Origin of the sequence: Gracilibacillus suaedae (assembly GCF_017599345.1) — a bacterium.
GTDB classification, from domain to species: domain Bacteria; phylum Bacillota; class Bacilli; order Bacillales; family Amphibacillaceae; genus Gracilibacillus; species Gracilibacillus suaedae.
The window spans coordinates 67,903-93,018 of record NZ_JAGFVL010000030.1 but is presented as its reverse complement, the minus strand read 5'-3'; the positions used below and the strand labels follow the sequence as shown (position 1 = coordinate 93,018).

The 25,116-nt window shown below is 35.2% G+C and carries 35 protein-coding genes; 22 read left to right on the top strand and 13 right to left on the bottom strand.

The features are described from left to right. Window positions 1-198: 198 nt before the first annotated feature. Entirely contained in the window at window positions 199-378 is a 180-nt protein-coding gene (locus J5J03_RS07915; RefSeq protein WP_208588435.1) for a DUF2759 domain-containing protein, read from the bottom strand. A 144-nt stretch (window positions 379-522) separates the two neighbouring features. Between J5J03_RS07915 and J5J03_RS07910 the strand changes: the two genes are divergently transcribed. Beyond that, window positions 523-1,146 carry an MBL fold metallo-hydrolase gene (locus tag J5J03_RS07910; RefSeq protein ID WP_208588433.1) on the top strand — a complete coding sequence of 208 codons (624 nt, stop codon included), beginning with the start codon at window positions 523-525 and terminating at the stop codon, window positions 1,144-1,146. Between the two features lie 41 nt (window positions 1,147-1,187). On the opposite strand, the gene J5J03_RS07905 is transcribed toward J5J03_RS07910, so the two are convergent. The 8 genes from J5J03_RS07905 to comGA all read right to left on the bottom strand — a co-directional run bounded on the left by J5J03_RS07905 (window position 1,188) and on the right by comGA (window position 5,533). Then, window positions 1,188-1,430, bottom strand: coding sequence for a DUF2626 domain-containing protein (locus J5J03_RS07905; protein WP_018933844.1), 243 nt, complete (start codon window positions 1,428-1,430; stop codon window positions 1,188-1,190). A 271-nt stretch (window positions 1,431-1,701) separates the two neighbouring features. Then, complete coding sequence (locus J5J03_RS07900) at window positions 1,702-2,010, bottom strand: hypothetical protein (protein ID WP_208588431.1); 309 nt, start codon at window positions 2,008-2,010, stop codon at window positions 1,702-1,704. Between the two features lie 10 nt (window positions 2,011-2,020). Further along, window positions 2,021-2,473, bottom strand: a complete 453-nt coding sequence (locus tag J5J03_RS07895; RefSeq protein WP_208588429.1) for a ComGF family competence protein — start codon at window positions 2,471-2,473, stop codon at window positions 2,021-2,023. Next, window positions 2,424-2,768, bottom strand: coding sequence for a hypothetical protein (locus J5J03_RS07890; RefSeq protein WP_208588426.1), 345 nt, complete (start codon window positions 2,766-2,768; stop codon window positions 2,424-2,426). The genes J5J03_RS07895 and J5J03_RS07890 overlap by 50 nt, the downstream gene beginning before the upstream one ends. After that, the gene (gene comGD, locus J5J03_RS07885; protein WP_208588424.1) at window positions 2,758-3,195 is read right to left on the bottom strand and encodes a competence type IV pilus minor pilin ComGD; all 438 of its coding nucleotides are present in this window, start codon (window positions 3,193-3,195) and stop codon (window positions 2,758-2,760) included. The genes J5J03_RS07890 and comGD overlap by 11 nt, the downstream gene beginning before the upstream one ends. Beyond that, entirely contained in the window at window positions 3,185-3,508 is a 324-nt protein-coding gene (gene comGC / locus J5J03_RS07880) for a competence type IV pilus major pilin ComGC (RefSeq protein ID WP_208588422.1), read from the bottom strand. The genes comGD and comGC overlap by 11 nt, the downstream gene beginning before the upstream one ends. Before the next feature lie 17 nt (window positions 3,509-3,525). After that, the gene (locus J5J03_RS07875) at window positions 3,526-4,575 is read right to left on the bottom strand and encodes a type II secretion system F family protein (RefSeq protein WP_208588419.1); all 1,050 of its coding nucleotides are present in this window, start codon (window positions 4,573-4,575) and stop codon (window positions 3,526-3,528) included. Beyond that, entirely contained in the window at window positions 4,547-5,533 is a 987-nt protein-coding gene (comGA, locus tag J5J03_RS07870) for a competence type IV pilus ATPase ComGA (protein ID WP_208588409.1), read from the bottom strand. The genes J5J03_RS07875 and comGA overlap by 29 nt, the downstream gene beginning before the upstream one ends. 111 nt (window positions 5,534-5,644) lie before the next feature. Here comGA and J5J03_RS07865 point away from each other — a divergent pair, with 111 nt between their 5' ends. Both J5J03_RS07865 and J5J03_RS07860 read left to right on the top strand, forming a co-directional pair. Continuing rightward, window positions 5,645-6,142, top strand: a complete 498-nt coding sequence (locus J5J03_RS07865; RefSeq protein WP_208588400.1) for a shikimate kinase — start codon at window positions 5,645-5,647, stop codon at window positions 6,140-6,142. Window positions 6,143-6,193: 51 nt separating this feature from the next. Continuing rightward, complete coding sequence (locus J5J03_RS07860; protein ID WP_208588398.1) at window positions 6,194-6,376, top strand: YqzE family protein; 183 nt, start codon at window positions 6,194-6,196, stop codon at window positions 6,374-6,376. A gap of 172 nt (window positions 6,377-6,548) precedes the next feature. Here the strand turns inward: J5J03_RS07860 and J5J03_RS07855 are convergent, their stop codons facing one another. The 3 genes from J5J03_RS07855 to J5J03_RS07845 all read right to left on the bottom strand — a co-directional run bounded on the left by J5J03_RS07855 (window position 6,549) and on the right by J5J03_RS07845 (window position 9,656). Then, window positions 6,549-7,370 (bottom strand): YqhG family protein, encoded by an 822-nt coding sequence (locus J5J03_RS07855; protein WP_208588396.1) that lies wholly within the window; start codon window positions 7,368-7,370, stop codon window positions 6,549-6,551. After that, window positions 7,367-9,019: a DEAD/DEAH box helicase gene (locus tag J5J03_RS07850; RefSeq protein ID WP_208588394.1), complete on the bottom strand. Its 1,653-nt coding sequence runs from the start codon at window positions 9,017-9,019 to the stop codon at window positions 7,367-7,369. Before J5J03_RS07850 ends, J5J03_RS07855 begins: the two co-directional genes overlap by 4 nt. A gap of 241 nt (window positions 9,020-9,260) precedes the next feature. Beyond that, complete coding sequence (locus J5J03_RS07845) at window positions 9,261-9,656, bottom strand: rhodanese-like domain-containing protein (protein ID WP_208588392.1); 396 nt, start codon at window positions 9,654-9,656, stop codon at window positions 9,261-9,263. A 176-nt stretch (window positions 9,657-9,832) separates the two neighbouring features. On the opposite strand from J5J03_RS07845, the gene mntR reads away from it, so the two are divergent. Further along, complete coding sequence (mntR, locus tag J5J03_RS07840; protein ID WP_208588390.1) at window positions 9,833-10,246, top strand: transcriptional regulator MntR; 414 nt, start codon at window positions 9,833-9,835, stop codon at window positions 10,244-10,246. Window positions 10,247-10,315: 69 nt separating this feature from the next. Beyond that, the gene (locus tag J5J03_RS07835) at window positions 10,316-11,209 is read left to right on the top strand and encodes a patatin-like phospholipase family protein (RefSeq protein WP_208588388.1); all 894 of its coding nucleotides are present in this window, start codon (window positions 10,316-10,318) and stop codon (window positions 11,207-11,209) included. Between the two features lie 17 nt (window positions 11,210-11,226). Here the strand turns inward: J5J03_RS07835 and J5J03_RS07830 are convergent, their stop codons facing one another. Beyond that, window positions 11,227-11,616 (bottom strand): SA1362 family protein, encoded by a 390-nt coding sequence (locus tag J5J03_RS07830; RefSeq protein WP_208588386.1) that lies wholly within the window; start codon window positions 11,614-11,616, stop codon window positions 11,227-11,229. Between the two features lie 232 nt (window positions 11,617-11,848). On the opposite strand from J5J03_RS07830, the gene J5J03_RS07825 reads away from it, so the two are divergent. The 17 genes from J5J03_RS07825 (at window position 11,849) to folD (ending at window position 24,942) form a co-directional block, all read left to right on the top strand. Next, window positions 11,849-12,328 (top strand): YqhR family membrane protein, encoded by a 480-nt coding sequence (locus tag J5J03_RS07825; RefSeq protein ID WP_331460455.1) that lies wholly within the window; start codon window positions 11,849-11,851, stop codon window positions 12,326-12,328. Window positions 12,329-12,379: 51 nt separating this feature from the next. After that, window positions 12,380-12,814, top strand: a complete 435-nt coding sequence (gene aroQ, locus J5J03_RS07820; protein ID WP_208588381.1) for a type II 3-dehydroquinate dehydratase — start codon at window positions 12,380-12,382, stop codon at window positions 12,812-12,814. 14 nt (window positions 12,815-12,828) lie between these two features. Beyond that, complete coding sequence (locus J5J03_RS07815; RefSeq protein WP_208588379.1) at window positions 12,829-13,899, top strand: M24 family metallopeptidase; 1,071 nt, start codon at window positions 12,829-12,831, stop codon at window positions 13,897-13,899. Window positions 13,900-13,920: 21 nt separating this feature from the next. After that, window positions 13,921-14,478 (top strand): elongation factor P, encoded by a 558-nt coding sequence (gene efp / locus J5J03_RS07810; RefSeq protein ID WP_208588372.1) that lies wholly within the window; start codon window positions 13,921-13,923, stop codon window positions 14,476-14,478. A gap of 862 nt (window positions 14,479-15,340) precedes the next feature. Continuing rightward, window positions 15,341-16,258, top strand: coding sequence for a stage III sporulation protein AA (gene spoIIIAA, locus J5J03_RS07805; RefSeq protein WP_208588370.1), 918 nt, complete (start codon window positions 15,341-15,343; stop codon window positions 16,256-16,258). Further along, complete coding sequence (gene spoIIIAB / locus J5J03_RS07800) at window positions 16,255-16,770, top strand: stage III sporulation protein SpoIIIAB (protein ID WP_208588363.1); 516 nt, start codon at window positions 16,255-16,257, stop codon at window positions 16,768-16,770. Before spoIIIAA ends, spoIIIAB begins: the two co-directional genes overlap by 4 nt. Before the next feature lie 14 nt (window positions 16,771-16,784). Beyond that, the gene (gene spoIIIAC, locus J5J03_RS07795) at window positions 16,785-16,991 is read left to right on the top strand and encodes a stage III sporulation protein AC (protein ID WP_018934528.1); all 207 of its coding nucleotides are present in this window, start codon (window positions 16,785-16,787) and stop codon (window positions 16,989-16,991) included. 6 nt (window positions 16,992-16,997) lie between these two features. Further along, window positions 16,998-17,390, top strand: a complete 393-nt coding sequence (gene spoIIIAD, locus J5J03_RS07790) for a stage III sporulation protein AD (protein WP_208588354.1) — start codon at window positions 16,998-17,000, stop codon at window positions 17,388-17,390. Between the two features lie 15 nt (window positions 17,391-17,405). After that, window positions 17,406-18,569: a stage III sporulation protein AE gene (gene spoIIIAE, locus J5J03_RS07785; protein WP_208588341.1), complete on the top strand. Its 1,164-nt coding sequence runs from the start codon at window positions 17,406-17,408 to the stop codon at window positions 18,567-18,569. 9 nt (window positions 18,570-18,578) lie between these two features. Next, a complete protein-coding gene (gene spoIIIAF / locus J5J03_RS07780) occupies window positions 18,579-19,193 on the top strand; it encodes a stage III sporulation protein AF (RefSeq protein ID WP_331460453.1) in 615 nt (204 codons plus the stop codon). 1 nt (window position 19,194) lies between these two features. Continuing rightward, window positions 19,195-19,839 carry a stage III sporulation protein AG gene (spoIIIAG, locus tag J5J03_RS07775; protein WP_208588326.1) on the top strand — a complete coding sequence of 215 codons (645 nt, stop codon included), beginning with the start codon at window positions 19,195-19,197 and terminating at the stop codon, window positions 19,837-19,839. Between the two features lie 20 nt (window positions 19,840-19,859). Then, window positions 19,860-20,471: a SpoIIIAH-like family protein gene (locus J5J03_RS07770; protein ID WP_208588324.1), complete on the top strand. Its 612-nt coding sequence runs from the start codon at window positions 19,860-19,862 to the stop codon at window positions 20,469-20,471. 204 nt (window positions 20,472-20,675) lie between these two features. Then, a complete protein-coding gene (gene accB / locus J5J03_RS07765) occupies window positions 20,676-21,170 on the top strand; it encodes an acetyl-CoA carboxylase biotin carboxyl carrier protein (RefSeq protein ID WP_208588322.1) in 495 nt (164 codons plus the stop codon). Between the two features lie 12 nt (window positions 21,171-21,182). Next, window positions 21,183-22,544 carry an acetyl-CoA carboxylase biotin carboxylase subunit gene (accC, locus tag J5J03_RS07760; protein ID WP_208588320.1) on the top strand — a complete coding sequence of 454 codons (1,362 nt, stop codon included), beginning with the start codon at window positions 21,183-21,185 and terminating at the stop codon, window positions 22,542-22,544. A gap of 25 nt (window positions 22,545-22,569) precedes the next feature. Continuing rightward, window positions 22,570-22,962: an Asp23/Gls24 family envelope stress response protein gene (locus J5J03_RS07755; RefSeq protein ID WP_208588318.1), complete on the top strand. Its 393-nt coding sequence runs from the start codon at window positions 22,570-22,572 to the stop codon at window positions 22,960-22,962. Window positions 22,963-23,691: 729 nt separating this feature from the next. Next, the gene (gene nusB, locus J5J03_RS07750; protein WP_208588316.1) at window positions 23,692-24,072 is read left to right on the top strand and encodes a transcription antitermination factor NusB; all 381 of its coding nucleotides are present in this window, start codon (window positions 23,692-23,694) and stop codon (window positions 24,070-24,072) included. Window positions 24,073-24,084: 12 nt separating this feature from the next. Next, window positions 24,085-24,942 carry a bifunctional methylenetetrahydrofolate dehydrogenase/methenyltetrahydrofolate cyclohydrolase FolD gene (gene folD / locus J5J03_RS07745; RefSeq protein ID WP_208588314.1) on the top strand — a complete coding sequence of 286 codons (858 nt, stop codon included), beginning with the start codon at window positions 24,085-24,087 and terminating at the stop codon, window positions 24,940-24,942. Window positions 24,943-25,116: the final 174 nt, after the last annotated feature.

Below are 25,116 nucleotides of genomic sequence, written 5' to 3'. Positions count from 1 at the left end.
AAGGAAGATATTTCACCGTAGTTCCCTGGCTGAGGCCGTGCCCATGGAAAGCGCAGTATTCTGCCGGAGCGAATGACAACACTTCTCAAAAAACAAGATAGAACAACGCAAATCCATGTCCAGTTACTGCGCAGTATATGGATTGTATGCAGTTAATCCCTATTTAATATACAAAAAAAACGCCTAATTTAGGCGTTTTCAGCTTTGGAATAATGGTCGAATCAATTCCCAGTATAGAGTTGCAATCGAAAAGAATCCGAAAACTAAGGCGGAAATAGCTGCAAATGCTACGCCGAACATATTTTGGGATTTTAATTCACGAACAACTGCAATGACACATAAAATCGTTACCAAAAGAATAATAAATGCTAGTTCCATTTTCATCCCCCTTACTTACAGTCAATCCATTTTCATTATGAACTATTAACGTTATAATATGTATACAAATCTAATCCATACTTATTTTAAAACAAAATGGAGGATTTGTCTATTAAAACATAAGGAAAAAGGAGTTGTACATAAATGAGAATAGAAAAGATGGCTTTAGGTCCATTATCAACTAATTGTTATATTATCGCATATGATGAGCAAGCTCTTATCATCGATCCTGCTGGTGATGGTGATAGGATTATCGATAAAATCGCAGAATTGAAAGTGGAGCCATTAGCTATTTTGTTGACCCATGCACATTTCGATCATATCGGTGCACTAGAACTGGTAAGAACTCATTATCGACTACCTGTGTATATGCATAAATTAGAAAGTGATTGGTTGGAAGATCCAAACTTAAACGGGTCCGGACTTTTTGGTGTAGAACTAGTAAAGGCAAATAGAGCTGATTATTTTCTAGATATGAAGGTGTACCAATTTGGCAGCATTTCCATAGAAGTTCGCCATACACCTGGTCATTCACCGGGAGGGGTAGCGTTCGTTTTCCACGATGACCAATTTGTTATTGGGGGAGATAGTTTGTTTGCGGGAGCAATCGGACGTACAGACTTGCCAGGTGGTAGTTTTGAGCAATTAGAAGAGAGTATTAGACAACAATTTTATACTTTACCTGATGAGTACATTGTTTATCCTGGTCATGGACCTGAAACCGAAATTCAAAAAGAAAAAGATACAAATCCATTTGTCCAATCATAGTCAAAACGCTCTGATCATAAGAGATCAGAGCGTTTGTCGCTTTAATGGCCAAATCCAGGAACAAGAATGAAGTTGGTATAGAAAGTGAACCCGATAAAGAAAACTGTACAATAAGCAGCGAATAAGTACATATACATTCTTTCAGACAATTTTAGGTACCCGACACCAAGGAAAAAGATCGTTTGTGCAAGGAATAGATATGCCATTGTTTCCATATGACCAACGTAAAACATCACTGTAAATATACCTGTCCAAAAAGCAAGCATACGGAAAACTCGATCCATTGTTCCCCCTCCTTTTTAAATCACTATGTATCAAACATATTATATACGACTATAGTAAAAATGTAAATTATTCTAAGCTGTTGTAAAGAAATTATTTGTAACTGTTCATCCATGATGCTAAACGTCTGTAAGAACCAACCTTAAGCTTAAGTGGATGGAGGTTAACAGTCTCTAGCGCTTAGGTAAAGGTAAGTTTCGCTATTTTTGAAAAAACGTCTTACTGATCGTTAATTCCCTTATAATATGTTTGAAATTAGGATTTTTTATACATTTAATTAGGAATAGAAATGTTCACCTTTCTGTAACCACCGGTATTGGTAGTTATTTTAAATTGATAAATAGCATTATCTTGACCATTTTGGGTTACTATAACGTCTATTGTACCATCCGGAAATGTATAGGAATAAGGAGGAGCTTCTTTTTCTTGGCGTACGGACGCATACGCTTTTTGATATAGCATTTCTAATTTATACTGTTCGTCATTTAATTGGTGAATTCTTTTTTGATTTTGAAGTTGATTTATTTGATGAAATGTGAGTAGTAATAATAGTAAAATGACAAAGTTTGTTAATGGAAACATATATCCTTTCTCATTGTTGTATTTTTTTGAGTAATGTCTTTTCAATTTGTTCACCACTATCTGTAGTAAGTTCTATAACAATATCATCTTTTCTTTCTGTTAACTTAAAGCCTTTTATGTCTCGTAATATCTCCTCATGTCCGCGACTATTCACTTGCCTGCGTATTTTTTGATGGTGAAAGGAAATAGTGACTATGTCATCATTGGTTTGAATAAAATAAAGCTGATTATTTTTGGTTTCAATTTGATGTGCTGTTTGCGCTTCTACTTCGATTACATGATGAAAATGATAAACCATCGGCAACTGTTCTTGTTCCTCATGTGTCCATAAAAGTAATATCTGACTGTACCATGACATTAATATAAACAAACATAGTAGTGTTAATAAGGATTCGAGCAATATATACCCTTTTTCATTGTGGTATCGCATATTGGCATTTCGTTGTTTTCTGTTTCTTAACATTATCCCAGATGACACATCCCTCTATCATTGAATCTGAATAAGTAATGGTTAAGGTCAAAGGTGAACTAATGACATTCTTGTATATTTCAGTACCTTGGTTTAAATTTTCTAATATAGCTTCATGCATTTTGTTTGAGAGGAAATAGGAGGCTTTATCCTCTTCTCTGATTAGTTTTTTCTCGATCATCAGCTGATGTTGAATGGGGATTAGCGTAAGACAAGCACTAAAAAAAATCATAATGGACAGTAGTGTTTCCAGCACGTAGAAACCCGCTTGTTTATTTTTAGGCTGCATCATAACATCTACCTTTGCCAAATGGACAAGTAATAACATGTGTTTGAAACCTCGTTTTAATTTTCATAGTCCCAGGCTTTTTCAGGTTTCCCTTATATGAAAATGCAATGGGGAATTCGAGGGTATTGGGTTCTACAATCCATGCTTCTGGATAATCGCGAACAATTAATTGAGTACCGAATCCACCTTGACGAATAAGGTATCGATGGTTTTCTCGTTCAAAGTGTAGATAAAAGTTGTCCTCATGGGTGAGAGCTAGCTGTTGTAAATAAAAGATGTCTTGATGAAATTGTTTGCTGAATTGCTTGTACTGAAACGCATCATAAGTTTTTAGAGCATAACTGCCACTTACAATAAGAATCATGATACTTGAAGATAAGGCTATTAACAGCTCTATTAAAGTAAATCCTTTTTGATTAGGAAGCATCAGCATTATTAACCTCTGTAGTTACACCATCTTTGTCATCAGTATAAACAATGATTTTGTTACCATTGTCACAAGTTAATGACTCCACATAATCCTCTTCTTCTAAAACACTAAGATTAGCAGGTCTCCTCCCATGGTCAAGTTCATATGCGATTAATTGATTTTCGACCATTTTTAACAATGCTTCACAACCTTGTTCACTAATATTTTCACTTTTACTTGCTAAGTTAGGGATAAACAAAATTAACAGGATGCTGATCACTGCGAGGACAATTAGCATTTCTATCAAGGTAAAACCTTTATTATTTTTCATTAATCTAATCTCCTTTTTCACATAGAATTCATATAGTCAAACATTGGTAGCATTAAAGCTAAGTAAACAAAGATAATAAATATGGCTAAAATGCTTAACAAAAATGGTTGTAAAAAGCTGATCCACTTTTTTAAATAATTTTCAATTGATAAAATGAGATGTTCTGCGTATATATGGAGTTCTTTTTGAAGTTGGTCTTGATTTCGATCCTTCGACATTATTTGGGATAGTTGACCTTGTAATAATTGACATTGGGGCAGGATGGTGGCACAGCCATATCCCTGTGCTAAATGATCATTAATCAATGAAGCATAATAATGAATTAAATCGGCTTTTTGTTCTGATTTAATCACTTCTAAGCTATCCTTTATCGTGAGTCCACTAGTTAACATACTGGAAAGGTGAGTAACAAACAGATAAGTAATTTGCATTCGCTTATACTTGCTGTAAATCGGGACTCTGATTATCAGTTGGATCTTTAATTCGATTGTTAACAATTGTTTCATAGTAATACCGCAAACGGTTAGAAAAGTGACTAATAATAAAGCTGTGATCGTACCATAATAGATCATGTTGATAGCTATCTCGGCATTTTGAAAAACACCGTTTACGTTTGTATTGGAGCCGAGTAATTGTGAAAAGGATGGAAAGATCGAATTTTTCATGAAGTAAAGAATCAATAAAAAGAAAAGGAAGAGAAAAAGTGGATAACGTGAAAGTTTGTTCAGTTTCGATAAAAATTCTTTTCGTTGCTTAAGCATTTGGCAACAATGCAGTAACCCTTCTGAAAGGTTACCGTGTTGGATGGAGATGTTTAAGAAGCTAACTATCTCTGGGTTAAATTTCACTTGTTCTAACGTTTCAATAAAAGTTTCTCCACGCTGTAAGGCTGATTTAATCGTGGTTACAATCGTTGTGTATTGTTTGTCCCACATTAAAACATCCAAAGCATCATTAAGACTATACCCATGGTGAAATAGTTGCTCAAAACGGTAAAGTATCTGGTATTGATCAGTTGTGGATAGCTTTTGCTTCCACTTAAAGATCTTTGATAAATCCATAAGCATAGGCTTTTCTCCTTAAATGTTCAAAACTAAAAGGTGCGATATACGGTTTATCCTGAAGTATTTGGCAAATATGCTGTTCTTCCAAAATTTCTAATATTGCTGCTCGTTGATTAGTTCGCTTAAGTAATTCAAGAGATACTAATTGCATGGAAGCCACTGCTACTAAACTATGTTCAATATCGATTGGTTTAATCCCCATTTCAAGCAGTCGATGAATAGTACCCTGTGCACTTTTGGCATGTAAAGTTGATAAAACTAAATGCCCTGTATTCGAGGCACGAAAAGCAAATTTCGCAGTTTTTTGATCTCTAATTTCCCCAACCATAATAATATCAGGATCATGTCGTAAAGCTGCTTTTAAACCCGCATCATATGTCATACCCGCTTTTTCATTAATTTGCACTTGCAACACATTATCTAATGGTTTTTCAATTGGATCTTCTAATGTTATCGTCTGATAGTGGTTTGCCTTCATAAATGCTTTGATTATAGCATATAAGGTTGTTGTCTTTCCTGATCCGGTAGCACCAGTAAGTAAAATCAGTCCAGATTGAAAATGTAACCAACTTAGAATGATTTTGAGTTGTTGCGGAAACAAAAATAATTGATGCAAGGAATAGATATTGTGTTGGGGTAAGATACGGATAGCTAAGCTTTCTAGGTTATTAGCAGGTAATGTAGATAGACGTAAGGAGTAGGTTTGATCTTGATGTTGATAATGAATTGCCCCTTGCTGTGGCGTTCTATTTTCACCAATATCCATTTTTCCTGTGAACTTATAATAGGCAATGATCATCATATATTGTTTCTTTGTTAAAGAAGTATGAAAGGTTCGTTTACCATTACAACGAAAAAAGACCTGGATATCATCAGATTGGGGGATAAAGTGAATATCTGAGGCATGAGCGTCGATTGCAGCCTGGAGAATTTGATTGGAAATGGCTGAAGCTTTATTCAAATAATTATTCACCTCCATTTTTTATCATGGTACAATACTTATATTCGATATCAATTGATTAATTCCTGCAAAATAAAAAAATTTTTACAGAAAAATTTGGAGGATGCTAAAATGAAAAGTATTTATTTAGTTGGTTTTATGGGAAGTGGAAAAACAAGCATTGCAACATATCTGCAATCTGCATTAAAGTGGTCAGTACAAGACACAGATCAAATGATCGAGGAACATTATCAAATGAATATACCAACCATTTTTAAAGAAAAAGGGGAAGAAACGTTTCGAGAATACGAAACAAATATTTTACATATGACCAATAATGAAAATACGATTGTTGCTACCGGTGGGGGAATTATTGAAAAGGACTTGAACCGTAAATGGTTACGAACAAATGGGACAGTTGTTTTTCTACAAACGTCATGGGAAGAAATTGAACGACGATTAATGGATGATGTTTCACGTCCGATCTGGAATAATCAATCACGAGATAAACAACAGCTGCTAGAGAAACGATTGCCAAAGTATCTTGAAGTAGCAGATTACGTCATCTATACAGATGGCAAAAGTGTGGAAGAAATTGCTTCTGAGATAATTTCCAAAATAAATGCATAAAAAAATGGTTGTTGGAAAAAATGACAGTAAAATGATGAAGGTGTGATTCTGTTGTCCAACAATGATTATGTCAAATACATGACGCAAAGAATTGTAAAGTATATGGATACACCAAAAGATGAACGGAAAAAACTAAAGGAAGAAAGAAAACAACAGGAAGTAGTGTACTCCAATAAGTGGTTCGGTGTACTGCCATTTGCTTTCCGATTACTTATTCAGAAAAGAAAAGACTAAAACATCAGTAGCTCTATCTACTGATGTTTTAGTCTTTTATCATCTGGGAACAGCATCCACTGTGTGAAAGTTCTTCTTCACACAGTTAGCTGAGGCCGTACCCGGAAAGCGAAGTATTTTGCCGAAGCGGTATGTGTATTCAGACATTAATGTTCGTATTTTTCCTATCTAATTACTCTTTTGTTCCAGCCTCATAGTCTCTTTTTATAATGATCTGACTGGACTTTTCAGTCAGATAAAAGAGGCCCGCATTAATAAACTCGATTTCAATACGAGGTTCTAGACGTTCTGTTAGCCTTTCTTTTTCTTTTTCAAGTATTTCCTTATTTTCCTCCTGTTGATGAAAAAAATAGTTCAGTAATTGAATCTCTTCACTCAAAGCTTTTTTGGATTCCTCAACCCATTGCATATCTTCTTCTAATAAAAAATTTTCCAAATAATTAAAAATTCTTCTTAATCCGCTTACTGGTTTGATAATTGGTGAAATTGTAAAACTGTAATCACTCATCCTAAGATCCATTGTAAATTCATCCATGTGTTTCATCATATTTGCTTTCATTATCCCATTAATTAATTGGAGTCCAATCGAATGAATCGATTCTTTCTTTTGTTTGCCACGATAATGCACCATAATATTAGTAACTAACCAAGGATGTAATGGCGTTTTACTCTCACCATTTGTTTCCTCATATAAGATCGTAAAGCGGGCATTCTGCTTAATATGATGAAATATTTGTTGAAGACGAGGACTGCCAAAATGGATCCATTCTTTATTATTATCTTTTTTTTCCGTGCTTGTATCTAAATATAAGGACATCGGTTCACCAGCTCGTCCGATTTTGTCCATATAATGCCAATAAAAAGGTCGGTTCATTAATACCTGATCCAGCTCACGTGTAAGTCTTATCGTCATTTCCGTATTACTTTCTGTAATGACTTCACAATCATGAATCGTAAAGTACTGATGTAAAAAATCATTTAAATTCGTAATCATAGTAAATGCTCCTTGGCTTCATTGTCTTGTTGGTAGGATTGAATGACAGATGTTAAGTTATCTAATTTTATTTTAGATTCACCAACAGATTTAGATTCTTCAAAAATCTGTTCCACTTCTCGCTCTATATTTGGGAGGTTCAAATCACTTAGAATTTGTTCTAGGTGACCGATCACATTCTCGAACAGTTGAATTTTATTGTATAACAAATTCATTACTTGTTCATCTACCGTATTTTTTAAAGCGAAATTATATATTTTCACATCATTTTCTTGACCGAAGCGGTGAATTCGTCCAATTCTTTGTTCAAGACGCATTGGATTCCAAGGTAAATCATAGTTAATTAAACGATGACAAAATTGAAGGTTAATACCTTCGCCGGCTGCTTCTGTCGCAATCATTACTTGTGCGTGATTTTGAAATAACTGGCGCATCCAATCTTTCTTGCCTTTTTTGAAACCGCCTCGATAGATGACAGCTGGAATTTTTTCTTGTTGTAAAAGCCACTGTAAATAAATTTGGGTAGCTCGGTATTCTGTAAATACAATAAATTTTTCATCAGATGATTTGATTAACTCTACTAATTTTAAAGCTTTAGCATGATGTGGTAGCTGTTCAATGGCTGCTAACAAACCTTTTACTTCTGGAAGATTTATGGTTTCCTGTTGCTGGATCCATTTTTTTATCGAAAGGTAACACGCTTCGCGAGAACTACAGAATTCTCTTACATATGTGATGGAAGAAATTGCAGTATTATGTTTAAAAAATTGTTCAACTTGATGATAAGTTTCTAGTTCTTGATCTGTAAAAGGCACCCAAATGGTTTCAATTTCCCGTTTTGTCCAATGAACTCCTGTATCAGATCTACGATTACGGACCATTACTTTACTAATTAATTGTTTCAAATACGGATCTTCATCCACTTTTCGCTTTTGTTCCTTGTATTGTTTGATAAAATCTTCATAAGTTCCAAGGTAACCAGGTTTTAATAGACTGATTAAATTAAAGATATCAGTTAATTTATTTTGAACAGGTGTAGCGGTTAATAACAAGCAATATTTTTTCGATAATTGTTGGACGAATTGAAAATTTTTCGTTTTATGGTTTTTTAATTTATGTGCTTCATCGACGATAACAAAGTCATAGTCCTGTTCAAGAATTGTTTGGCGATGCCTAACAGATTTAGCAGTATCTAATGTACTAATAAGGATATTTGTATTTTGCCAATCAACTCTTTTTCCTGATGTCACCGCGGGGATCAGAAATTTTTGATTCAACTCCAATGCCCATTGATTAACTAGAGAAGCAGGAACTAAAATAAGCACTTTTTGAACTAAACCTCTTAACATATATTCTTTTAAAATCAAACCAGCTTCTATCGTTTTCCCTAAGCCTACCTCATCAGCTAACAAGGCTCTGCCGTTCATATGTTGAATTACTTTTTCGGCACATTCAAGTTGATGAGGTAAAAATTCTAAATGAGGTAAGAACTTAGGTGCGACAAGATCTTTGAAACTAGGTACTTTCATGGTTTCTGCAATTTGATAAGATTGCTTAAATAATTGCCAATCTGCTAACTGAGACGGGGTTTTGATTGCTTCTTCGTACTCCTGTATAAATGTTTCATCTCTTGAAATTGATATACTCATAACACCCATCCTATCATTGATACATTTGTACTGTTATTGTGGTCAGATTAGCGAGAGTTATACATTTCGAATCGAATGAATTATTACTTATATAGTAAAAATGTTTAGAAGTGACCATTTCTAATTCATGCACGTTACTTCGCAGTTTATGTATACTGTTTGGTATGGAGAGGGTTTTAATATGAATAAGAGCATATTATCTGGCAATTTTAAAAGCCGAGTGAGAGCACTCGACTTTTACTTAATAATCTAATTTTTTCGTTTTCTTGATTTTGCCTGTCCATTTTTTGTATCCGCCTTGTAACTGATAGAGGTTTTTATATCCTTGTTTATCGAGAATTAATGCCGCTCTCATGGAACGTGAACCATTCTGACAATATAAGTAAACAGGTTTATCTTTTCTCAATTCTGTTAAACGCTGTTTTAATTGCGTTAATGGTATGTTTCTTGCACCAAGGATGTGCCCGCCATCATATTCTTTCGGTTCTCTCACATCAATAAGCTGTGCTTTACGATAACCTTCACGGAATTCATTTTCCGTTAGGGCTTTTAGTATCTTTTTTTGTTTAAAATAGCGGTATACGGTAAATAGAATAAAGGCAATTAATATACCGATAAGAATGTATAATTCTGTCATTTTTGAATCCCCCAATATTCTTCTATTAAATCCTCTAAAAAGGATTATACCATTTAATAGTGTGAAATAAAGAAAAAAATTTCGAACTTAAGGATTTTAAGAAAGATGTCTTGTCTCACCTGTCATTCTATTGTATGCTTTTATTTACATAATATATATAGTAATGGAGGATATATATGCCTACACCGACAATGGAAGATTACATAGAACAGATTTATATACTAATGGAAACAAAAGGGTATGCAAGAGTATCAGCGATAGCTGAAGCTTTGCAAGTGCAGCCGTCATCTGTGACGAAAATGGTACAAAAATTAGACAGAGATGACTATTTGAATTATGAAAAGTACCAAGGACTGATCTTAACTTCAAAAGGTAAAAAAGTGGGGGAAAGATTAGTTTATCGACATGAATTGTTGGAGAAATTTCTCAGAATTATTGGCGTTGATGAAGAAAATATTTATACAGACGTTGAAGGAATAGAACATCACTTGAGTTGGAATTCAATTGATCGCATTGGTAATGTAGTACAATTTTTAGAAGATCCTAAACGAGCAAAAGATTTAAGGGAATTTCAGTCTAAAAAGGACTAGATTAACAAGTTCTATCTACTGGTACAAATGTATATATATAATGTGATGCCAGTTAGATAGGGTGATATCATGAAAATTGATGGCGTTTTCTCGGGTGGGGGTGTTAAAGCCTTTGCATTTTTAGGTGCGATTCAAGCATTTGAAGAAAAAAACATACAATTTGAAAGAGTAGCTGGTACATCTGCTGGAGCCTTATTTGCTACGTTTATTGCAGCTGGTTATACAGCAAAAGAAATGAAAGAAATTTTTTTGCATTTACCACTTGAAAATTTCCTTGATCAATCGAAATGGAGTAGCATGTTTCCTTTTTTGAAATGGTTAACATTATATAACACGATGGGGTTATATCGAGGTAATTATTTTGAAGATTGGTTGGATGAAAAGTTGCTGGAGAAAGATTTGGTTTCTTTCTCAGATCTGCCCTCGGATAAATTAAAGATTGTAGCAGCAGATTTAACATTCAATCGTGTTGTAGTATTTCCGGATGATCTTAAAAAAAATTATCATATAGATGCAGATTATTTTCCCATCGCAAAAGCTGTCCGTAGCAGTATCTCCATACCGTATTTTTTTCGTCCCTCTAAAATTATCAATCCCCTCACAAGACAAAAAAGCATTATTGTCGATGGTATGATTTTAAGTAATTTCCCATTATGGTTATTCGATAGAGGTAATGAAAAGCGTGATCGTCCGATCCTAGGTTTACAATTAACAGATCCTGCACAATATTATTTTAATAACAAAATTAAAAATGCTGTGGATATGTTAAAGGCAGTAATTGGTACGATGAGAAAAGCCTATGACACAAGATATATTGAGGAAAATGTAGCGAAAGATATTTTGTTTTTTCCAATTGATGAAGTTAGTGCTACTGAATTTAATATATCATTAGAAAAAAAACAAGAATTAATGGAATTAGGGTATCAGACAACAATCAAATTTTTATCTGGATGGTCCCTATAGAAAAAGAACAGAGCCCATTATAACGATGCTCTGTTCTTTTTCTTTTGCTTATTTCCTTCAATGACTCGCAAGTGAGTGTGATTTTTTCTTGTTTTTAATGGTCGAGTAGATTTCTTTGTTGTGATATTTTGTTTGATTGGACTAGGTTGCGTGCGATTAGTTTGGTGCTGGTATTTATACTTTTGTTTCGATTGTTTCACAGCTTTTCGATATTTTCTAAGTTCATTTGGTGTTCGTCTTCTTAGAAATAAGAAGTATACTAAACCAAAAATGGCTGCACCGATTAACAAGGATATAAATAGGAATTGAAGTAAACCGAGTGTGTCAGTAATTAAGAAAGAGATAAAACCGAACACAGCTAAACCGATCAATGCATAAACAACGATAGAACCTATGTTTCGATTCATTTAAGCTTCCTCCTTTACATAAAAGTATACACGATTTAAAGTCCTTTCTATAGTTATACCCGTTATTTGTTGGATTTTATACAAAAAATTTTTAATTACTCGAAACAATAATAGTAAAGCGCTTTATTTATATTGTATTAGAAAAATAGCAAAATAACTAGATCTTAAGTACATTTAGCATGAAAAAATTGATTTTGGTTAGCCTATTTTTGAGGTGATTATTTTGAGACGTGTGTATCTTAAGGAGAATAAACAAGCTAAAACTTCTTTAATTCCTAAAACAATTAGTATTGGTTTTTTTGGAGGCCTTATCTGGGGAACAATTGCCGCCATTGCAGGTTACTTTAACTTTACGGAAGTAACTCCGAAAAGCTTAATATTACGGCCTTGGTTACAGTCAGCATGGTCTGATCAATGGTTAGGCCAAGTTATTTCCATATTAATTATTAGTTTAATATCCATAGGATTAGCATTGTTATATTATGTTATATTAAAAAAGTTTCCGGGTATGTTACCAGGGATACTGGCTGGAATTGTCTTATGGTTTATTATTTTTTGGTTATTTGAACCGATTTTTATAAACATACCACCGTTTTTTGAGTTAGATAGTGATACAGTAGTGACTACTGTTTGTTTATTCATTTTATATAGTGTATTCATCGCATATTCTATTTCTTTTGCTTATCAGCAACATATAGGTGAAAATAATTAGCCAACTATGTTAAGATGGTGAAGAAAGCTTGTTGGAGATGGAGTGAAGGAAATGGGGAAATTACTTTTATTAAATGGACCGAATTTAAATCGTTTAGGGAAAAGAGAACCAGATGTATATGGCAGTGAAACATTACGGGATATAGAGAAAAAATTACGACATGTAATGGAACCATATCAATTCCGTTTAGATGCTAAGCAGTCGAATCATGAAGGTGAGTTAATTGACTGGTTACATGATGCAGAAGGAAAATATCATGGCATCATATTTAACCCTGGGGCATATACACATACTAGCATTGCGCTAAGAGACGCCATTAGTTCAATTACTGTTCCAGTTATTGAAGTACACATATCAAATGTACATAAGCGAGAGTCATTCCGTCATACTTCCATGTTAGCTCCTGTCTGTAGTGGTCAAATTGTTGGCTTAGGTACAAAAGGGTATCAATTAGCAGCAATGTATTTCTTAGAAAATAATCAATAGAAAGGGAGTTAGGGATGAAGCGACTTGAGAAATTAAAAAATGTACTAAAGCAAGAAAATATCGATGGATTATTAATAACTAGTCCGATTAATAGACGATATATTACTGGTTTTACAGGTACTTCAGGCGTAGCACTTATAACTAGTAGCGATGCCATCTTTGTTACTGATTTCCGTTACATGGAGCAAGCCAGTGATCAGGTAAATGGATTTGATATTAAAGAACATAAAGGACCAATTCAAGACACTATTGCGGAATTAGTAGAGTCATTACAAATCAAAACGATTGGATTTGAAAAAGATGACATGACATATGGGTTATATGAAAAATATAATGAATCAATAAAAGCAAACTTGATTCCTGCAAATGGCTTAATTGAGAAATTACGCTTGATTAAAGATCGAGATGAGCTTAATATAATAAAAGATGCTTGTAAAATTGCCGATGATGCATTTGACCATATTTTAAATTACATAAAACCGGGAGTAAAAGAGATCGACATCTCTAATGAATTAGAATTTTTTATGAGAAAGCAAGGTGCAACATCGTCTAGCTTTGATATTATCGTTGCATCCGGTTACCGGTCTGCATTACCGCATGGTGTAGCATCGGCAAAAGAAATTCAGTCTGGCGAATTAGTAACATTAGATTTTGGTGCCTTGTATAAAGGATACGCTTCCGATATTACAAGAACACTAGCCGTTGGGAATATATCAGAAGAATTAGAGACGATCTATCAAACAGTTCTTGAAGCACAGTTAAAAGGTGTAGAAGGAATAAAAGCGGGAATAACTGCCAAACAAGCTGATGCTTTAACTAGAGATCATATTGATCAAAAAGGCTATGGTAAATACTTTGGTCACTCAACTGGTCATGGGCTTGGTTTAGATGTACATGAAATGCCTGGTTTATCGTTCCGTTCTGATGCGGTTCTTGAACCAGGCATGGTGGTAACTGTTGAACCAGGAATCTATGTACCTCATGTTGGGGGATGCCGCATAGAAGATGACATTTTAATTACGGAAGATGGCAATGAACGGTTAACGCATTCACCGAAAGACTTAATTCGCTTATCAGTATCGTAAACATTTTTGAGGAGGAATTAGATGATTTCAGTAAATGATTTTAGAACAGGATTAACAATAGAAGTTGATGGAGGTATTTGGCAAGTTATGGAATTCCAACATGTAAAACCTGGTAAAGGTGCTGCATTTGTTCGTTCCAAATTACGTAACCTCCGAAATGGTAATATTCAAGAAAAAACATTCCGGGGTGGAGAGAAAGTAAATAGAGCACATATCGAAAATCGAAAAATGCAATATTTATATGCTTCTGGTGATACTCATACCTTTATGGATACCAACTCATTTGAACAAACGGAATTACAAGCAAGTCAGATTGAACGCGAACTGCAATTTATTAAAGAAAACATGGAAGTACATATTTTAACATATGAAGGCGAGACTATCGGGGTAGACTTGCCTAATAACGTAGAGCTTACTGTAACAGAAACAGAACCTGGAATTAAAGGTGATACAGCAAGCGGCGGAACCAAGCCAGCAACCTTGGAAACAGGTTTAACCGTTCAAGTACCTTTCTTTGTTAATGAAGGAGATGTACTAGTAATCTCCACAGCAGACGGCAAATACGTCTCCCGTGCTTAATATTAGAATAGAAAGAGCAAAAACTACTAAGTGACCTTCACTTAGTAGTTTTTCTTTTATAAATAGTTAAGCACAAAAAACATATACTGCGAAGTAACTTGGACATGTATTTGCTCTCTTCCATTCTTGACTTAGAGGTGCAGACAAACCGCTCCGGCAGAATACTGCGCTTTCCGTGGGCACGGCCTCAGCTAACTTGGTAAAGAAAAACACTTTACCAAGTGTTCGGCTCGCGTGAGTTCCCACAGGAGTCTCCGTATTCTGCCTACGCTATTTTTGTTCTCTGATTATAGAAAGAAATGAACACACGGAACTAAACTTTTGTGTTTTATTACAGTGCTAAGCGGCTGTGACCCCTCTTAAGCATAGTCGCACCCTATGCTACATATGGTGGATTCGGATTAGTGTTGTGAAGCATATCTTAACGAAGGCCGTCCACTTCCACTCCTGTGGTACTTGTTTGCCCTTCAGCTAACTTTTTCGAGCGGTTTTGGCTCGAAAAAGTTAGCTGAAGGGCAAACCCACGGAAAGGGAAGTGGGCAGCCGGAGTGGTAGTTATCATCACTATATATTTCTAAATTATCTCTTAGGTGACCGAACATCTAATTACCACGCTACTTCAAACAGAGCTTTCATTACTTCGCAGTATATATCTACTAATACGTCATATGAAAGAATCGGAGTCGGGGCATGTTGTCCGACTCTTTTTTTAATGAACCCATGGTACAAAGCAAAGGTTTTTGCTTTGAGAATTAGGTGATTGGTCAAGTTTTTCATATACACTTGTCTATCTTTGGTTATATCTATTAGTGACTCGCATAGAATGTTTATAGAAATAGCTTATGGAAAAGAGGCAATGTTTATGGAGAGTGTTTTGAAAATACTTCCGAGCCATATCTCTGAACAAATTGACTTTTTTCTGGTAAAGGAAGATATAGATATACAGGAAATTAGACTAAGAGTTAATCAACCAGTTGAGTTAAATGATGGCAGGCGAGTAACGTGGTTAAAGCAGACATTTTTCAGCCGGTCGGATGCAAAAATGTTTCTTAACAAAATTAGTGACTTTTCTTTATATCGGCTTGAAGAAGAGTTAAGGCATGGCTTTATAACGATTCAAGGTGGTCATCGAATTGGTATTTCAGGTTCTGTCATTTTAGAAAATAAACAAGTAAAGGCGATTCACCATGTTAGTTCCTTCAACATAAGGATTGCAAAGCCTCAATTCGGTATTATTCAGCCCTATTTACATTACCTTATGACAGATACCATCCAAAATACACTAATCATAGGTCCACCACAATCAGGTAAAACAACATTTTTAAGAGATTTAGCCAATTATTGTGCAAGTGCCAGTTCCAAGCTTGAACTAAAAACAGCTATTGTCGATGAACGCTCTGAAATTTGTGCTTCCATTAATGGTATCCCACAGCATTTATTAGCTCCTAGAATTGATGTATTAGATCGCTGTCCGAAGGCGGAAGGAATGATGATGTTTGTTCGATCTATGTCTCCAGATGTCATTATTGTTGATGAAATTGGAAGTGAGCGGGATGCTGAAGCGATTGATGAAGTGATTCATGCAGGTGTGCAATTAGTTTGTACTGTTCACGGCAGATCGTTAACTGATATTAGCAGGCGACCAACGATTCAAAAGATATTACAAAAAAACATTTTTCAACGATTTGTTATCTTGTCGAGTCAACACCAAGCAGGAGAAGTAACAGAGATTCTGGATGATAAAGGACAACCTCTTTATCAAAGAAGAGTGATACTATGATCAGGCTTCTGGCGTGTTTATTTATCATAGGATCTTTAACCTGGACAGGACATGAGTATGCCAAAAACCTTGCTAATCGACCAAGATTCATTCGAATGTTCAAGAATGCCCTGCAAATTCTAGAGGCTGAAATTGTCTATAGTCAAGCAACTATTAAGGAATCTTTAACTTCAGTAGCAAATCAGATACCAGAGCCGATTTCTGTTCTCTTTCAGCATATTGCTGCGGATATTCAAGAAGACAAAGAGCAGCTTTATCCAATATGGGAAAGCCATGTGGATAAGTTTTATCAAAAACATCCGATCCAATTAGAAGACAAAGAAATTCTTCAACAATTTGGCAGAACTTTGGGACAGCACGACATTACCCAACAACAAAAATATATTCGCTTAACTATTAACCATTTAGAAAGAAAACTGACAGAGGCTGAAGAGAAGAATCATCGCTATGGAAAAATGTCAAGAAGTATTGGCTTTCTGGTTGGTACATTTATCGTTTTACTCTTGCTATAGAGAGGAGATATCACGTGATTGGAGATACAAGTGTTTTATTTCAGATTGCAGGAATCGGAATTATCGTTGCGATGATTCATACTATATTAAAGCAAATGGGGAAAGAGGAATATGCTCAGTTTGTAAGCTTGGTTGGTTTTATCATTGTTCTGTTGTTTGTTCTTAACAGTATTTCGGATCTATTCCAGCAGATAAGAGCTGTATTTTTCCTAAAAGGATAATGGTTTATGGAAATCTTTGAAGTAATCAGTGTAGGAATTATAGCATCCGTACTATTTTTATTATTAAAGGACAAGCAGCCCAGTATTGCGTTTCTTATTATTGTTTTAACCATTCTCTATTTTTTCATCTTCGTTATTCAATATGTACAAGGAATTCTTCAACTTATTACTTATTTAGGTGAGCAGGCAAACATTAATGAAATATATATTAAGACCATACTTCAAATTATAGGGATATCTTATATTACAGAGATTGGAGCTAACATTGTAAAAGATGCTGGTTTAGAATCGATAGCAGTCAAAATAGAAATGATAGGAAAAGTGTTTATCCTCATTTTAGCTATTCCGATATTTAAATCTTTAATTGAAACGATAATAAATATTTTTCCGATCACATAGTTAGGAAGGATATACATGAGCTTTACTAGAAAACTTGCTATCATTATCGCGCTTTTCTTTTTTATTATCCCAATACAACTTGCAGCAGATGTAACTGACCAAACAGATGCTTACCAACAGATGATTGAAGGGAGCGAACTTGAAGGATATTGGGATTATTTAGGTGATCAATATAATGATGCACTTCCAGAGCTTGATAAAGAAAATTTATGGTCAATGATAAAAGGAGAAGGAAGCCTCTCAATAAAGGAATGGTTGAAAGGGTTTCTCCGTTTCTTCTTTTATGAGATTGTGGAGAATGGTAAATTACTGGGGACATTAATGCTGTTAACATTATTTTGTTTAGTTTTGCAGACCATACAAAATGCTTTTGAAAAGCAAGTCGTTAGTAAAGTTGCCTATGCGATTGTTTATACAATGTTGATTATTATGGCATTACAAAGTTTCCAACTAGCAACGAATTATGTACTTGATACAGTGGAAATGGCCCAAAATTTCCTGATTGCTTTGTTGCCAATGTTACTAGGTATATTAGCATCACTTGGGCATCTCGTTACGATTTCGTTTTTTCACCCTATCATTATTTTTCTCATTCATACAAGTGTATTTGTCATTTCCAAAATTGTTATACCGTTAATATTAATCTCAGCTATACTTCAAATTGTGAGCACGATCAGTACCGAGTATAAAGCAACAAAATTAGCAAATTTAATCAAAAATATAGCTATTAGCTTAATGGGAATTTTACTGACAGTTTTTCTTGGGGTAATATCCGTACAAGGAGCTGCTAGCGCAATTCAAGATGGAATTGCGATGAAAACAGCTAAGTTTGTAACCGGTAATTTCATCCCAGTAATCGGCAGGATTTTTACAGATGCAACAGATACAGTGTTAAGCGCAACGATTTTAATTAAGAATGGCATCGGCATGATAGGTGTAGTGGTTTTAATCGGAATTGTATTGTTTCCGGCGATTAAAATTTTCACCATCTCTTTAATGTATAAAGTGGCGACAGCTATTTTACAACCCGTTGGTGATGGACCAGTTATAGAATGCTTGGATATTATCGGCAAACATATCCTTTACTTGTTTGCTGCACTATTATTAGTTACATTTATGTTTTTCTTCACAATAGTAATTCTTATTATATCCAGTAATTTAACGATGATGGTGAGATAGGAGGGGAGAATCATTGAGTACCTATCAAGTTGGATATTACAAATTATCATTTATATGATTCTAGCAATGATCGTTGATCTTATTCTTCCCAGTTCAACATTAAAACAATATGTGAAATTAGTAGTAGGATTATTACTCATTTTAATTATTCTGCAACCATTGTTATCTGTTTTTAATGTGAATGTTAATCAAATGGTGGATCAAATAATCCCAACAAATAGTGCTTCATCTGTTGAATCCGAAATAGAAAATGGAATGAATCAGCAGAAAAGTGAAATAGAACAGATACAATCTGCATATGTATTAGAAGAGATGGTTGTCCAAATGGAAAATATAGTAGAGGAGGAGTTGCAGGAGACGTACAATTATCAAATTGAAGACATGGAAGTAGATTGGGCTAGTCATCCATCTTCTGAAGAAAATGAATTAGAGCGTATATATGTACAACTTGCGATGATGGATGATGATCCGGCCAAAGTTGAAGAGGTGAATATACAAATTGGCGACTCATTACCTCAAACTTCTGAATCTCCCCCAAATGATGCAAATGAAATAAAACATTTCTTAGCTGATCAGTGGGGAGTAGAGGACGAGATAATTCATATAGGATGGAAGGAGGAATAAGGTGCCTAAATGGATAGAGAAGTTTTTATCAAATTTAAAAATGAAGGACAAGAAACCAACGAAGATGCAATATATTGCTTTGTTGGTGCTAATAGCAGTTTTTATATTGTTGATTAGTAATATCTTCAGCTCTGATCAACCAGATAATCAATTAACCGATCCTCCAAGAATGATGGAGTCATCATCAGAAGATGAGGAAAGTGAAACATGGAACCAATCCAATGGATCTGATGCAACTTCAAAGATAGGTGATTTAGAGGTTGCATATGAAAGTGATTTAGTCCAATTACTTGAGAAAATAACAGGTATATCAGAAGTTGAAGTAATGGTTAATTTAGACGCTACCAATGAACGAGTATACGAGAAAAACTTAGTGATAGGTTCACAAATAACAAATGAATCAGATCAAAATGGCGGTACAAGAAAAGTTGATGATGAAACAAGAGAACAAACCGTTGTCGTCATTCGTCAAGGTGAACAAGAAACGCCATTATTAGTCCAAACTAAAAAACCACAAGTGAGAGGTGTACTGGTAGTTGCGGATGGCGTGGACAACCTAGAAGTTAAAAAATGGGTATTAGAAGCAGTGTCCAAAGTATTGGATGTACCGGCACACCGAGTTTCGGTTATGCCGAAAAACTCATAGATTTATTAGGAGGGGAAACGATGTTAAAAAAGCAAACTGTTTGGTTGTTAACGATGTTAAGTTTAATGATTGTATTAAGTGTGTATTATTTAAATGCACCAACGGAAGGGGATTTAGCCTATTTTGATGCTGATGAGGAGCAAGGTCAAACGACATCATCATCCAATCTAGACCAATTAACGGATGATGCAACTTTAGAGGAGACTGAAGAAGCAAGTATGGAAGAAGATGCAGGAACAGAAGAAGCGGAAACGGATAACTTAAATACATCATCGACTAGTTCTGACCAATCTTTTACTGCAGCCCGTATAGAAATTACCAATCAAAGAAGTATAGAAAGAGAGAGACTGGAAGATATTGTTGCTTCAAGTGAAAGTAGTTCTGATGAGAAGAATGAAGCTTATGAAGCTATGAAAAAAATAGATACATTAAATACAAAAGAAAACATTTTGGAAGAAACACTAAAATCAAATGGTTATGAAGAGGTGCTTGTTCGAAATGTATCAGACAATAATCTCGCTATAACAGTTCAAGCTGACAGCCTTACAGCAACAGAAGCAAATGAAATCATTCAACAAGCAAAAGATGAATTTGGTGAAATAAAAATTGAAGTCAATTATAAGTCAAGCTAAATCCGTTGTCTTCCGTTTAAATATGCGTTAACTTGTCCTTGAGAACTCTCGAGGGCATTTTTATTTGGAGTCCATTTGAATTAACTGTGATGTTTCGTCATAATTAAAACAATGGGTTGCAGTTTTTATATCTATTGCGTAAAATGTTAGAAGGAGTTATTAGTACCTGTTATTAAGTGTAACAAAAGATGAAGGGGTGCAAACATGTTAACAATACAAGAAATCAATCAATTAATTGAAAAATTAGATCAATCAACTATTGAAGAATTCTCTTATGAGGCAAGCGGTGCTAAGATTAAACTGAAGAAAAATACAGGTGATGCTAAAACACATATAGTTCCACAACCTGTAGTTCAACAGCAAGAAACCGTACCACAGCCAAAAGCGGAAACAACTACAAAACCAGAACTAACAGAAGCAGCAGAAACAAAAGAGGAACCACAATCAAATGCGGATTACGATCATGAAATTGTCTCACCTATGGTAGGTACATTCTATAGTTCACCATCACCAGATAAACCAGTATACGTGCAGGTTGGAGATCAAGTAAATGAGGATTCCATTGTATGTATTGTAGAAGCTATGAAATTATTTAATGAAATCGAAGCAGATGTAAATGGAACAATAACTGAAATATTAGCAGAGAATGGTGAATTAGTGGAATATGGCCAACCATTATTCCGAATTAAGAAGGCATAAGGGGATGACATTGTGATTAAGAAACTGTTAATTGCTAACCGTGGAGAAATAGCAGTCAGAATCATTCGATCTGCGAAAGAAATGGACATAGAAACGGTAGCAGTATATTCAGAAGCCGATAGTGATGCGTTGCATGTACAATTAGCGGATGAAGCATATTGTATCGGACCGAAGTTAAGTACGGATAGTTATTTAAACTTTACTAATATTATGAGTGTTGCAACATTAACAGATACGGATGCAATTCATCCTGGTTATGGATTCTTATCAGAAAACGCAGATTTTGCAGAGATCTGTGATGCATGTAACATAACTTTCGTTGGTCCTAGTGCATACGCTATTCAAAAAATGGGTACAAAAGATGTAGCAAGAGAAACGATGAGAGAAGCTGGGGTTCCAGTCGTTCCTGGTTCAAATGGTATCATTGAGGATGAAGAAGAAGGACTTAAGGTGGCAAATGAAATCGGATTTCCGGTTATTATTAAAGCTACTGCCGGTGGTGGAGGTAAAGGTATTCGTGTAGCTCGCACCGAGGAAGAGTTACTGAAAGGTATTCGTGTAACCCAGAATGAAGCGGAAAAAGCGTTTGGTAACCCAGGAGTGTATTTAGAAAAATATATCGAAGATTTTCGTCATGTGGAAATTCAGGTATTAGCAGATAATCATGGTAATGTAATACACCTTGGTGAACGTGATTGTTCGGTTCAAAGAAGATTACAAAAATTGATTGAAGAAACACCATCACCAGCAATAGATGAGAATATGCGAAAGAAAATGGGAGAAGCGGCAGTGAAAGCTGCGAAAGCCGTTCAATATTCTGGTGCAGGCACAATTGAATTCATCTTTGATCAAAAAGAAAATAAATTTTACTTTATGGAAATGAATACTCGTATCCAAGTAGAACATCCGGTTACCGAAATGGTTACAGGTGTGGATTTGATCAAGGAACAACTCCATATCGCTAATAATGAAGAACTTAATTACAAACAGGAAGATATTACTTTTAACGGATGGGCAATGGAATGCCGTATTAACGCTGAAAATCCTGAAAAAGATTTTATGCCATCAGCGGGTAAGATCGAAATGTATTTACCTCCAGGTGGTTTAGGAGTTAGAGTCGACTCAGCGGTATATCCAGGCTATCAAATCCCGCCATATTACGATTCGATGATCGCGAAATTAATTACTTATGGCAAGACAAGAAAAGAAGCGGTTGATCGGATGAAACGCGCACTGGATGAATTTGTAGTAGAAGGTGTTTACACTACAATTCCATTCCATCGAAAAATGATGGTACACCCTGTATTTGTTGATGGCGATTTTAATACAAGATTTTTAGAAAAGTATAGTATAATGGAAGAAGAGCAAGACTAATTTTAGTCAAAAAGGGGTGTTTATCATGGCTGAAAACCAATTACTTAATGTTAGTGAATCTACTCCTTTAGGAAAAGTAGAAATCGCACCTGATGTATTAGAAGTGATTGCTGGTATAGCGACTACTGAAGTATCAGGTGTATCAAGCATGAGAGGGAATTTTGCAACAGGAGTAGCAGAACGATTAGGGAAAAAGGCACATGGTAAAGGAATTAAAGTAGAGCTGATAGAAGATACTGTGTCCGTTGATGTTTACATTGTCGTGGATTATGGACATTCTGTTCCAACTGTCGCTGAGAAAATACAATTAAATGTAAGGCAGGCAATCGAAAATATGACCGCCATTCAAATTAAAGAAGTTAACGTGCATGTCGTAGGTGTTCATATGGAACAGGTTAATGATGAAAAAGATGAGTAATGATTAATACTACACATATCCGGATAAAGGTCCTACAGAATATTCTGATAGGACTTTTATTCATTTTCAGCTTCAAAATATAAAATTAGGACAGAATACATAAACTACGAAGTAACTTGGATATGGATTTGCTCTCCTCCATTCTTTTTTTGATGAGTGAATAACCATCGCTGCGGAAAAATACTCCCTTTCCGGGGGCACGACCTCAGCTAACTTGGTGAAGAAAATCACTTCACCAAGTGGATCTTCGGCTCGCGCTATTCCCCCAGGAGTGTCGCATTTTTCCGCAGCTTTGATTAGTATTTTGGATAAGTGAGAAGAATTCCCTTGATTATATATCCGAAGATTTTTCCAACAATTAGACCATTAGAAACAGCGGAGGCAGAGTACGGAGACTCCTATGGGAACAGCTCGAGCTGAAGATCCCGCAGGAAAGTGATCTTTGCTTTCCGAGGAAGCTGAAGCCGTGCCCATGGAAAGCGCAGTACTCTGCCGGAGCGAATGCTAGCACTCACCTTAAATCAGAATGGGAGGAAGCTACGCCAAGACAAATTTTCACAACTTCGCAGTCGTTATCTAGTTTTGAATAAGAACCGGGGAAATGCTTGGTTTTTTCTTAGTATCTTTATTTTCTGTCGAGGAATGATAAGATTTAATGGCATTCCAAATGATAACATGGTATCATTTGAAGGTGAAGAATATGACCGTGATAAGGAGAAGAACAAGTACATGAAACGAAGAACTGCACGTGAGAAAGCATTACAAATTTTATTTTCATTGGATACTGAGGAATATGATTTGGCAACTACTGTTGAACACACATTAGATGAGAATGAACACGATCCATTCATACTAAATATTGTGCATGGAGTTGCTGAGTACAAGCAAGAGATTGATGAAAGAATTAAAAGTCATTTAGAGAAATGGTCATTGGAAAGAGTAGCCCTAGTGGAAAGAACGCTACTTCGTATGGCTGTATATGAATTATTTTATTTAAAAGATGCACCCGAAGGTGTGGTAATCAACGAAGCGATAGAGATTGCGCATATTTTCGGTGATGATAAATCAGGAAAATTTATCAATGGTGTATTATCAAAAATGATAAAATAAGGGGGAGCTATTATGTCAGCAGAAGTTATTTATGGCAGTGAGTTAGCACAATCTTTAAGAGATGAAATGAAGGAAGAAGTAACCGGCCTTCGTGACAAAGGGATTATTCCGGGTTTAACAGTAGTATTAATAGGTGATGATCCGGCTTCCAAATCTTACGTCAGAGGTAAACAGAAAGCATCAGATTATGTCGGAGTTGATTCAGAATTAATTGAGTTACCAGAATCTACTACTCAAGCAGAACTATTATCTCTTATAGATACACTAAATAAAAAAGATTCAGTTCATGGAATCTTAGTGCAGTTACCATTACCTGCACACATAGATGAGGAAGTCATCATTGAAGCGATTTCACCTGAGAAAGATGTCGACGGTTTTCACCCGATAAGCATTGGTCGTATGATGACTGGAAAAGATACATTCTATCCATGTACACCTTATGGTATTATTCAAATGATGAAATCAAAAAATATTTCATTAGAAGGTAAGCATGCGGTTGTCATTGGAAGAAGTAATATTGTAGGAAAACCGGTAGGGCAATTGCTGTTGAGTGAAAATGCAACAGTTACCTATTGTCATTCCCGCACGAAAAATATGGAACAATACATAGCATCTGCCGATATTTTGATAGTAGCGGTTGGAAGAGCTCATTTTATCAGTGGTGATCATATAAAACAAGGTGCCATTGTGATCGATGTAGGTGTTAACAGAATTGAAGATGGCTCACTTACAGGAGATGTTGACTTTGATTCTGCCAAAGAAAAAGCTAGTTATATCACACCAGTTCCAAAAGGTGTTGGCCCAATGACGATAACAATGCTAATGCATAATACGATTAAATCCGCTAAAAAATCGAACGGATTATTATAAGCGTAGTGGTTTAAAAAGTTGCCAAGATAAATACAAATCAATGAAAGATGCGCCACAGGTTATTCGGTGACTTTTGGACAACCTCTATAAGAATTAACTTGTGAACTAGCTTTAGGTATTTTAATATGGAAATAAAAGGTCATTCTTATCATTAGAATGACCTTTTATTGCAAA

Bases quoted from the DNA above. Each gene is read 5' to 3' on its own strand.
- folD (WP_208588314.1), top strand. From the start codon at position 24,085: ATGTCAGCAGAAGTTATTTATGGCAGTGAGTTAGCACAATCTTTAAGA.
- spoIIIAD (WP_208588354.1), top strand. From the start codon at position 16,998: ATGGAAATCTTTGAAGTAATCAGTGTAGGAATTATAGCATCCGTACTA.
- J5J03_RS07875 (WP_208588419.1), bottom strand. From the start codon at position 4,575: ATGCTTATGGATTTATCAAAGATCTTTAAGTGGAAGCAAAAGCTATCC.
- J5J03_RS07855 (WP_208588396.1), bottom strand. From the start codon at position 7,370: ATGATTACGAATTTAAATGATTTTTTACATCAGTACTTTACGATTCAT.
- aroQ (WP_208588381.1), top strand. From the start codon at position 12,380: ATGGGGAAATTACTTTTATTAAATGGACCGAATTTAAATCGTTTAGGG.
- J5J03_RS07770 (WP_208588324.1), top strand. From the start codon at position 19,860: ATGTTAAAAAAGCAAACTGTTTGGTTGTTAACGATGTTAAGTTTAATG.
- spoIIIAA (WP_208588370.1), top strand. From the start codon at position 15,341: ATGGAGAGTGTTTTGAAAATACTTCCGAGCCATATCTCTGAACAAATT.
- J5J03_RS07895 (WP_208588429.1), bottom strand. From the start codon at position 2,473: ATGTTAAGAAACAGAAAACAACGAAATGCCAATATGCGATACCACAAT.
- J5J03_RS07905 (WP_018933844.1), bottom strand. From the start codon at position 1,430: ATGGATCGAGTTTTCCGTATGCTTGCTTTTTGGACAGGTATATTTACA.
- comGC (WP_208588422.1), bottom strand. From the start codon at position 3,508: ATGAAAAATAATAAAGGTTTTACCTTGATAGAAATGCTAATTGTCCTC.
- J5J03_RS07835 (WP_208588388.1), top strand. From the start codon at position 10,316: ATGAAAATTGATGGCGTTTTCTCGGGTGGGGGTGTTAAAGCCTTTGCA.
- J5J03_RS07865 (WP_208588400.1), top strand. From the start codon at position 5,645: ATGAAAAGTATTTATTTAGTTGGTTTTATGGGAAGTGGAAAAACAAGC.
- J5J03_RS07900 (WP_208588431.1), bottom strand. From the start codon at position 2,010: ATGTTTCCATTAACAAACTTTGTCATTTTACTATTATTACTACTCACA.
- J5J03_RS07915 (WP_208588435.1), bottom strand. From the start codon at position 378: ATGGAACTAGCATTTATTATTCTTTTGGTAACGATTTTATGTGTCATT.
- mntR (WP_208588390.1), top strand. From the start codon at position 9,833: ATGCCTACACCGACAATGGAAGATTACATAGAACAGATTTATATACTA.
- spoIIIAB (WP_208588363.1), top strand. From the start codon at position 16,255: ATGATCAGGCTTCTGGCGTGTTTATTTATCATAGGATCTTTAACCTGG.
- J5J03_RS07910 (WP_208588433.1), top strand. From the start codon at position 523: ATGAGAATAGAAAAGATGGCTTTAGGTCCATTATCAACTAATTGTTAT.
- spoIIIAE (WP_208588341.1), top strand. From the start codon at position 17,406: ATGAGCTTTACTAGAAAACTTGCTATCATTATCGCGCTTTTCTTTTTT.
- J5J03_RS07845 (WP_208588392.1), bottom strand. From the start codon at position 9,656: ATGACAGAATTATACATTCTTATCGGTATATTAATTGCCTTTATTCTA.
- comGD (WP_208588424.1), bottom strand. From the start codon at position 3,195: ATGCTTCCTAATCAAAAAGGATTTACTTTAATAGAGCTGTTAATAGCC.
- J5J03_RS07890 (WP_208588426.1), bottom strand. From the start codon at position 2,768: ATGCAGCCTAAAAATAAACAAGCGGGTTTCTACGTGCTGGAAACACTA.
- J5J03_RS07815 (WP_208588379.1), top strand. From the start codon at position 12,829: ATGAAGCGACTTGAGAAATTAAAAAATGTACTAAAGCAAGAAAATATC.
- nusB (WP_208588316.1), top strand. From the start codon at position 23,692: ATGAAACGAAGAACTGCACGTGAGAAAGCATTACAAATTTTATTTTCA.
- J5J03_RS07830 (WP_208588386.1), bottom strand. From the start codon at position 11,616: ATGAATCGAAACATAGGTTCTATCGTTGTTTATGCATTGATCGGTTTA.
- J5J03_RS07755 (WP_208588318.1), top strand. From the start codon at position 22,570: ATGGCTGAAAACCAATTACTTAATGTTAGTGAATCTACTCCTTTAGGA.
- accB (WP_208588322.1), top strand. From the start codon at position 20,676: ATGTTAACAATACAAGAAATCAATCAATTAATTGAAAAATTAGATCAA.
- efp (WP_208588372.1), top strand. From the start codon at position 13,921: ATGATTTCAGTAAATGATTTTAGAACAGGATTAACAATAGAAGTTGAT.
- J5J03_RS07850 (WP_208588394.1), bottom strand. From the start codon at position 9,019: ATGAGTATATCAATTTCAAGAGATGAAACATTTATACAGGAGTACGAA.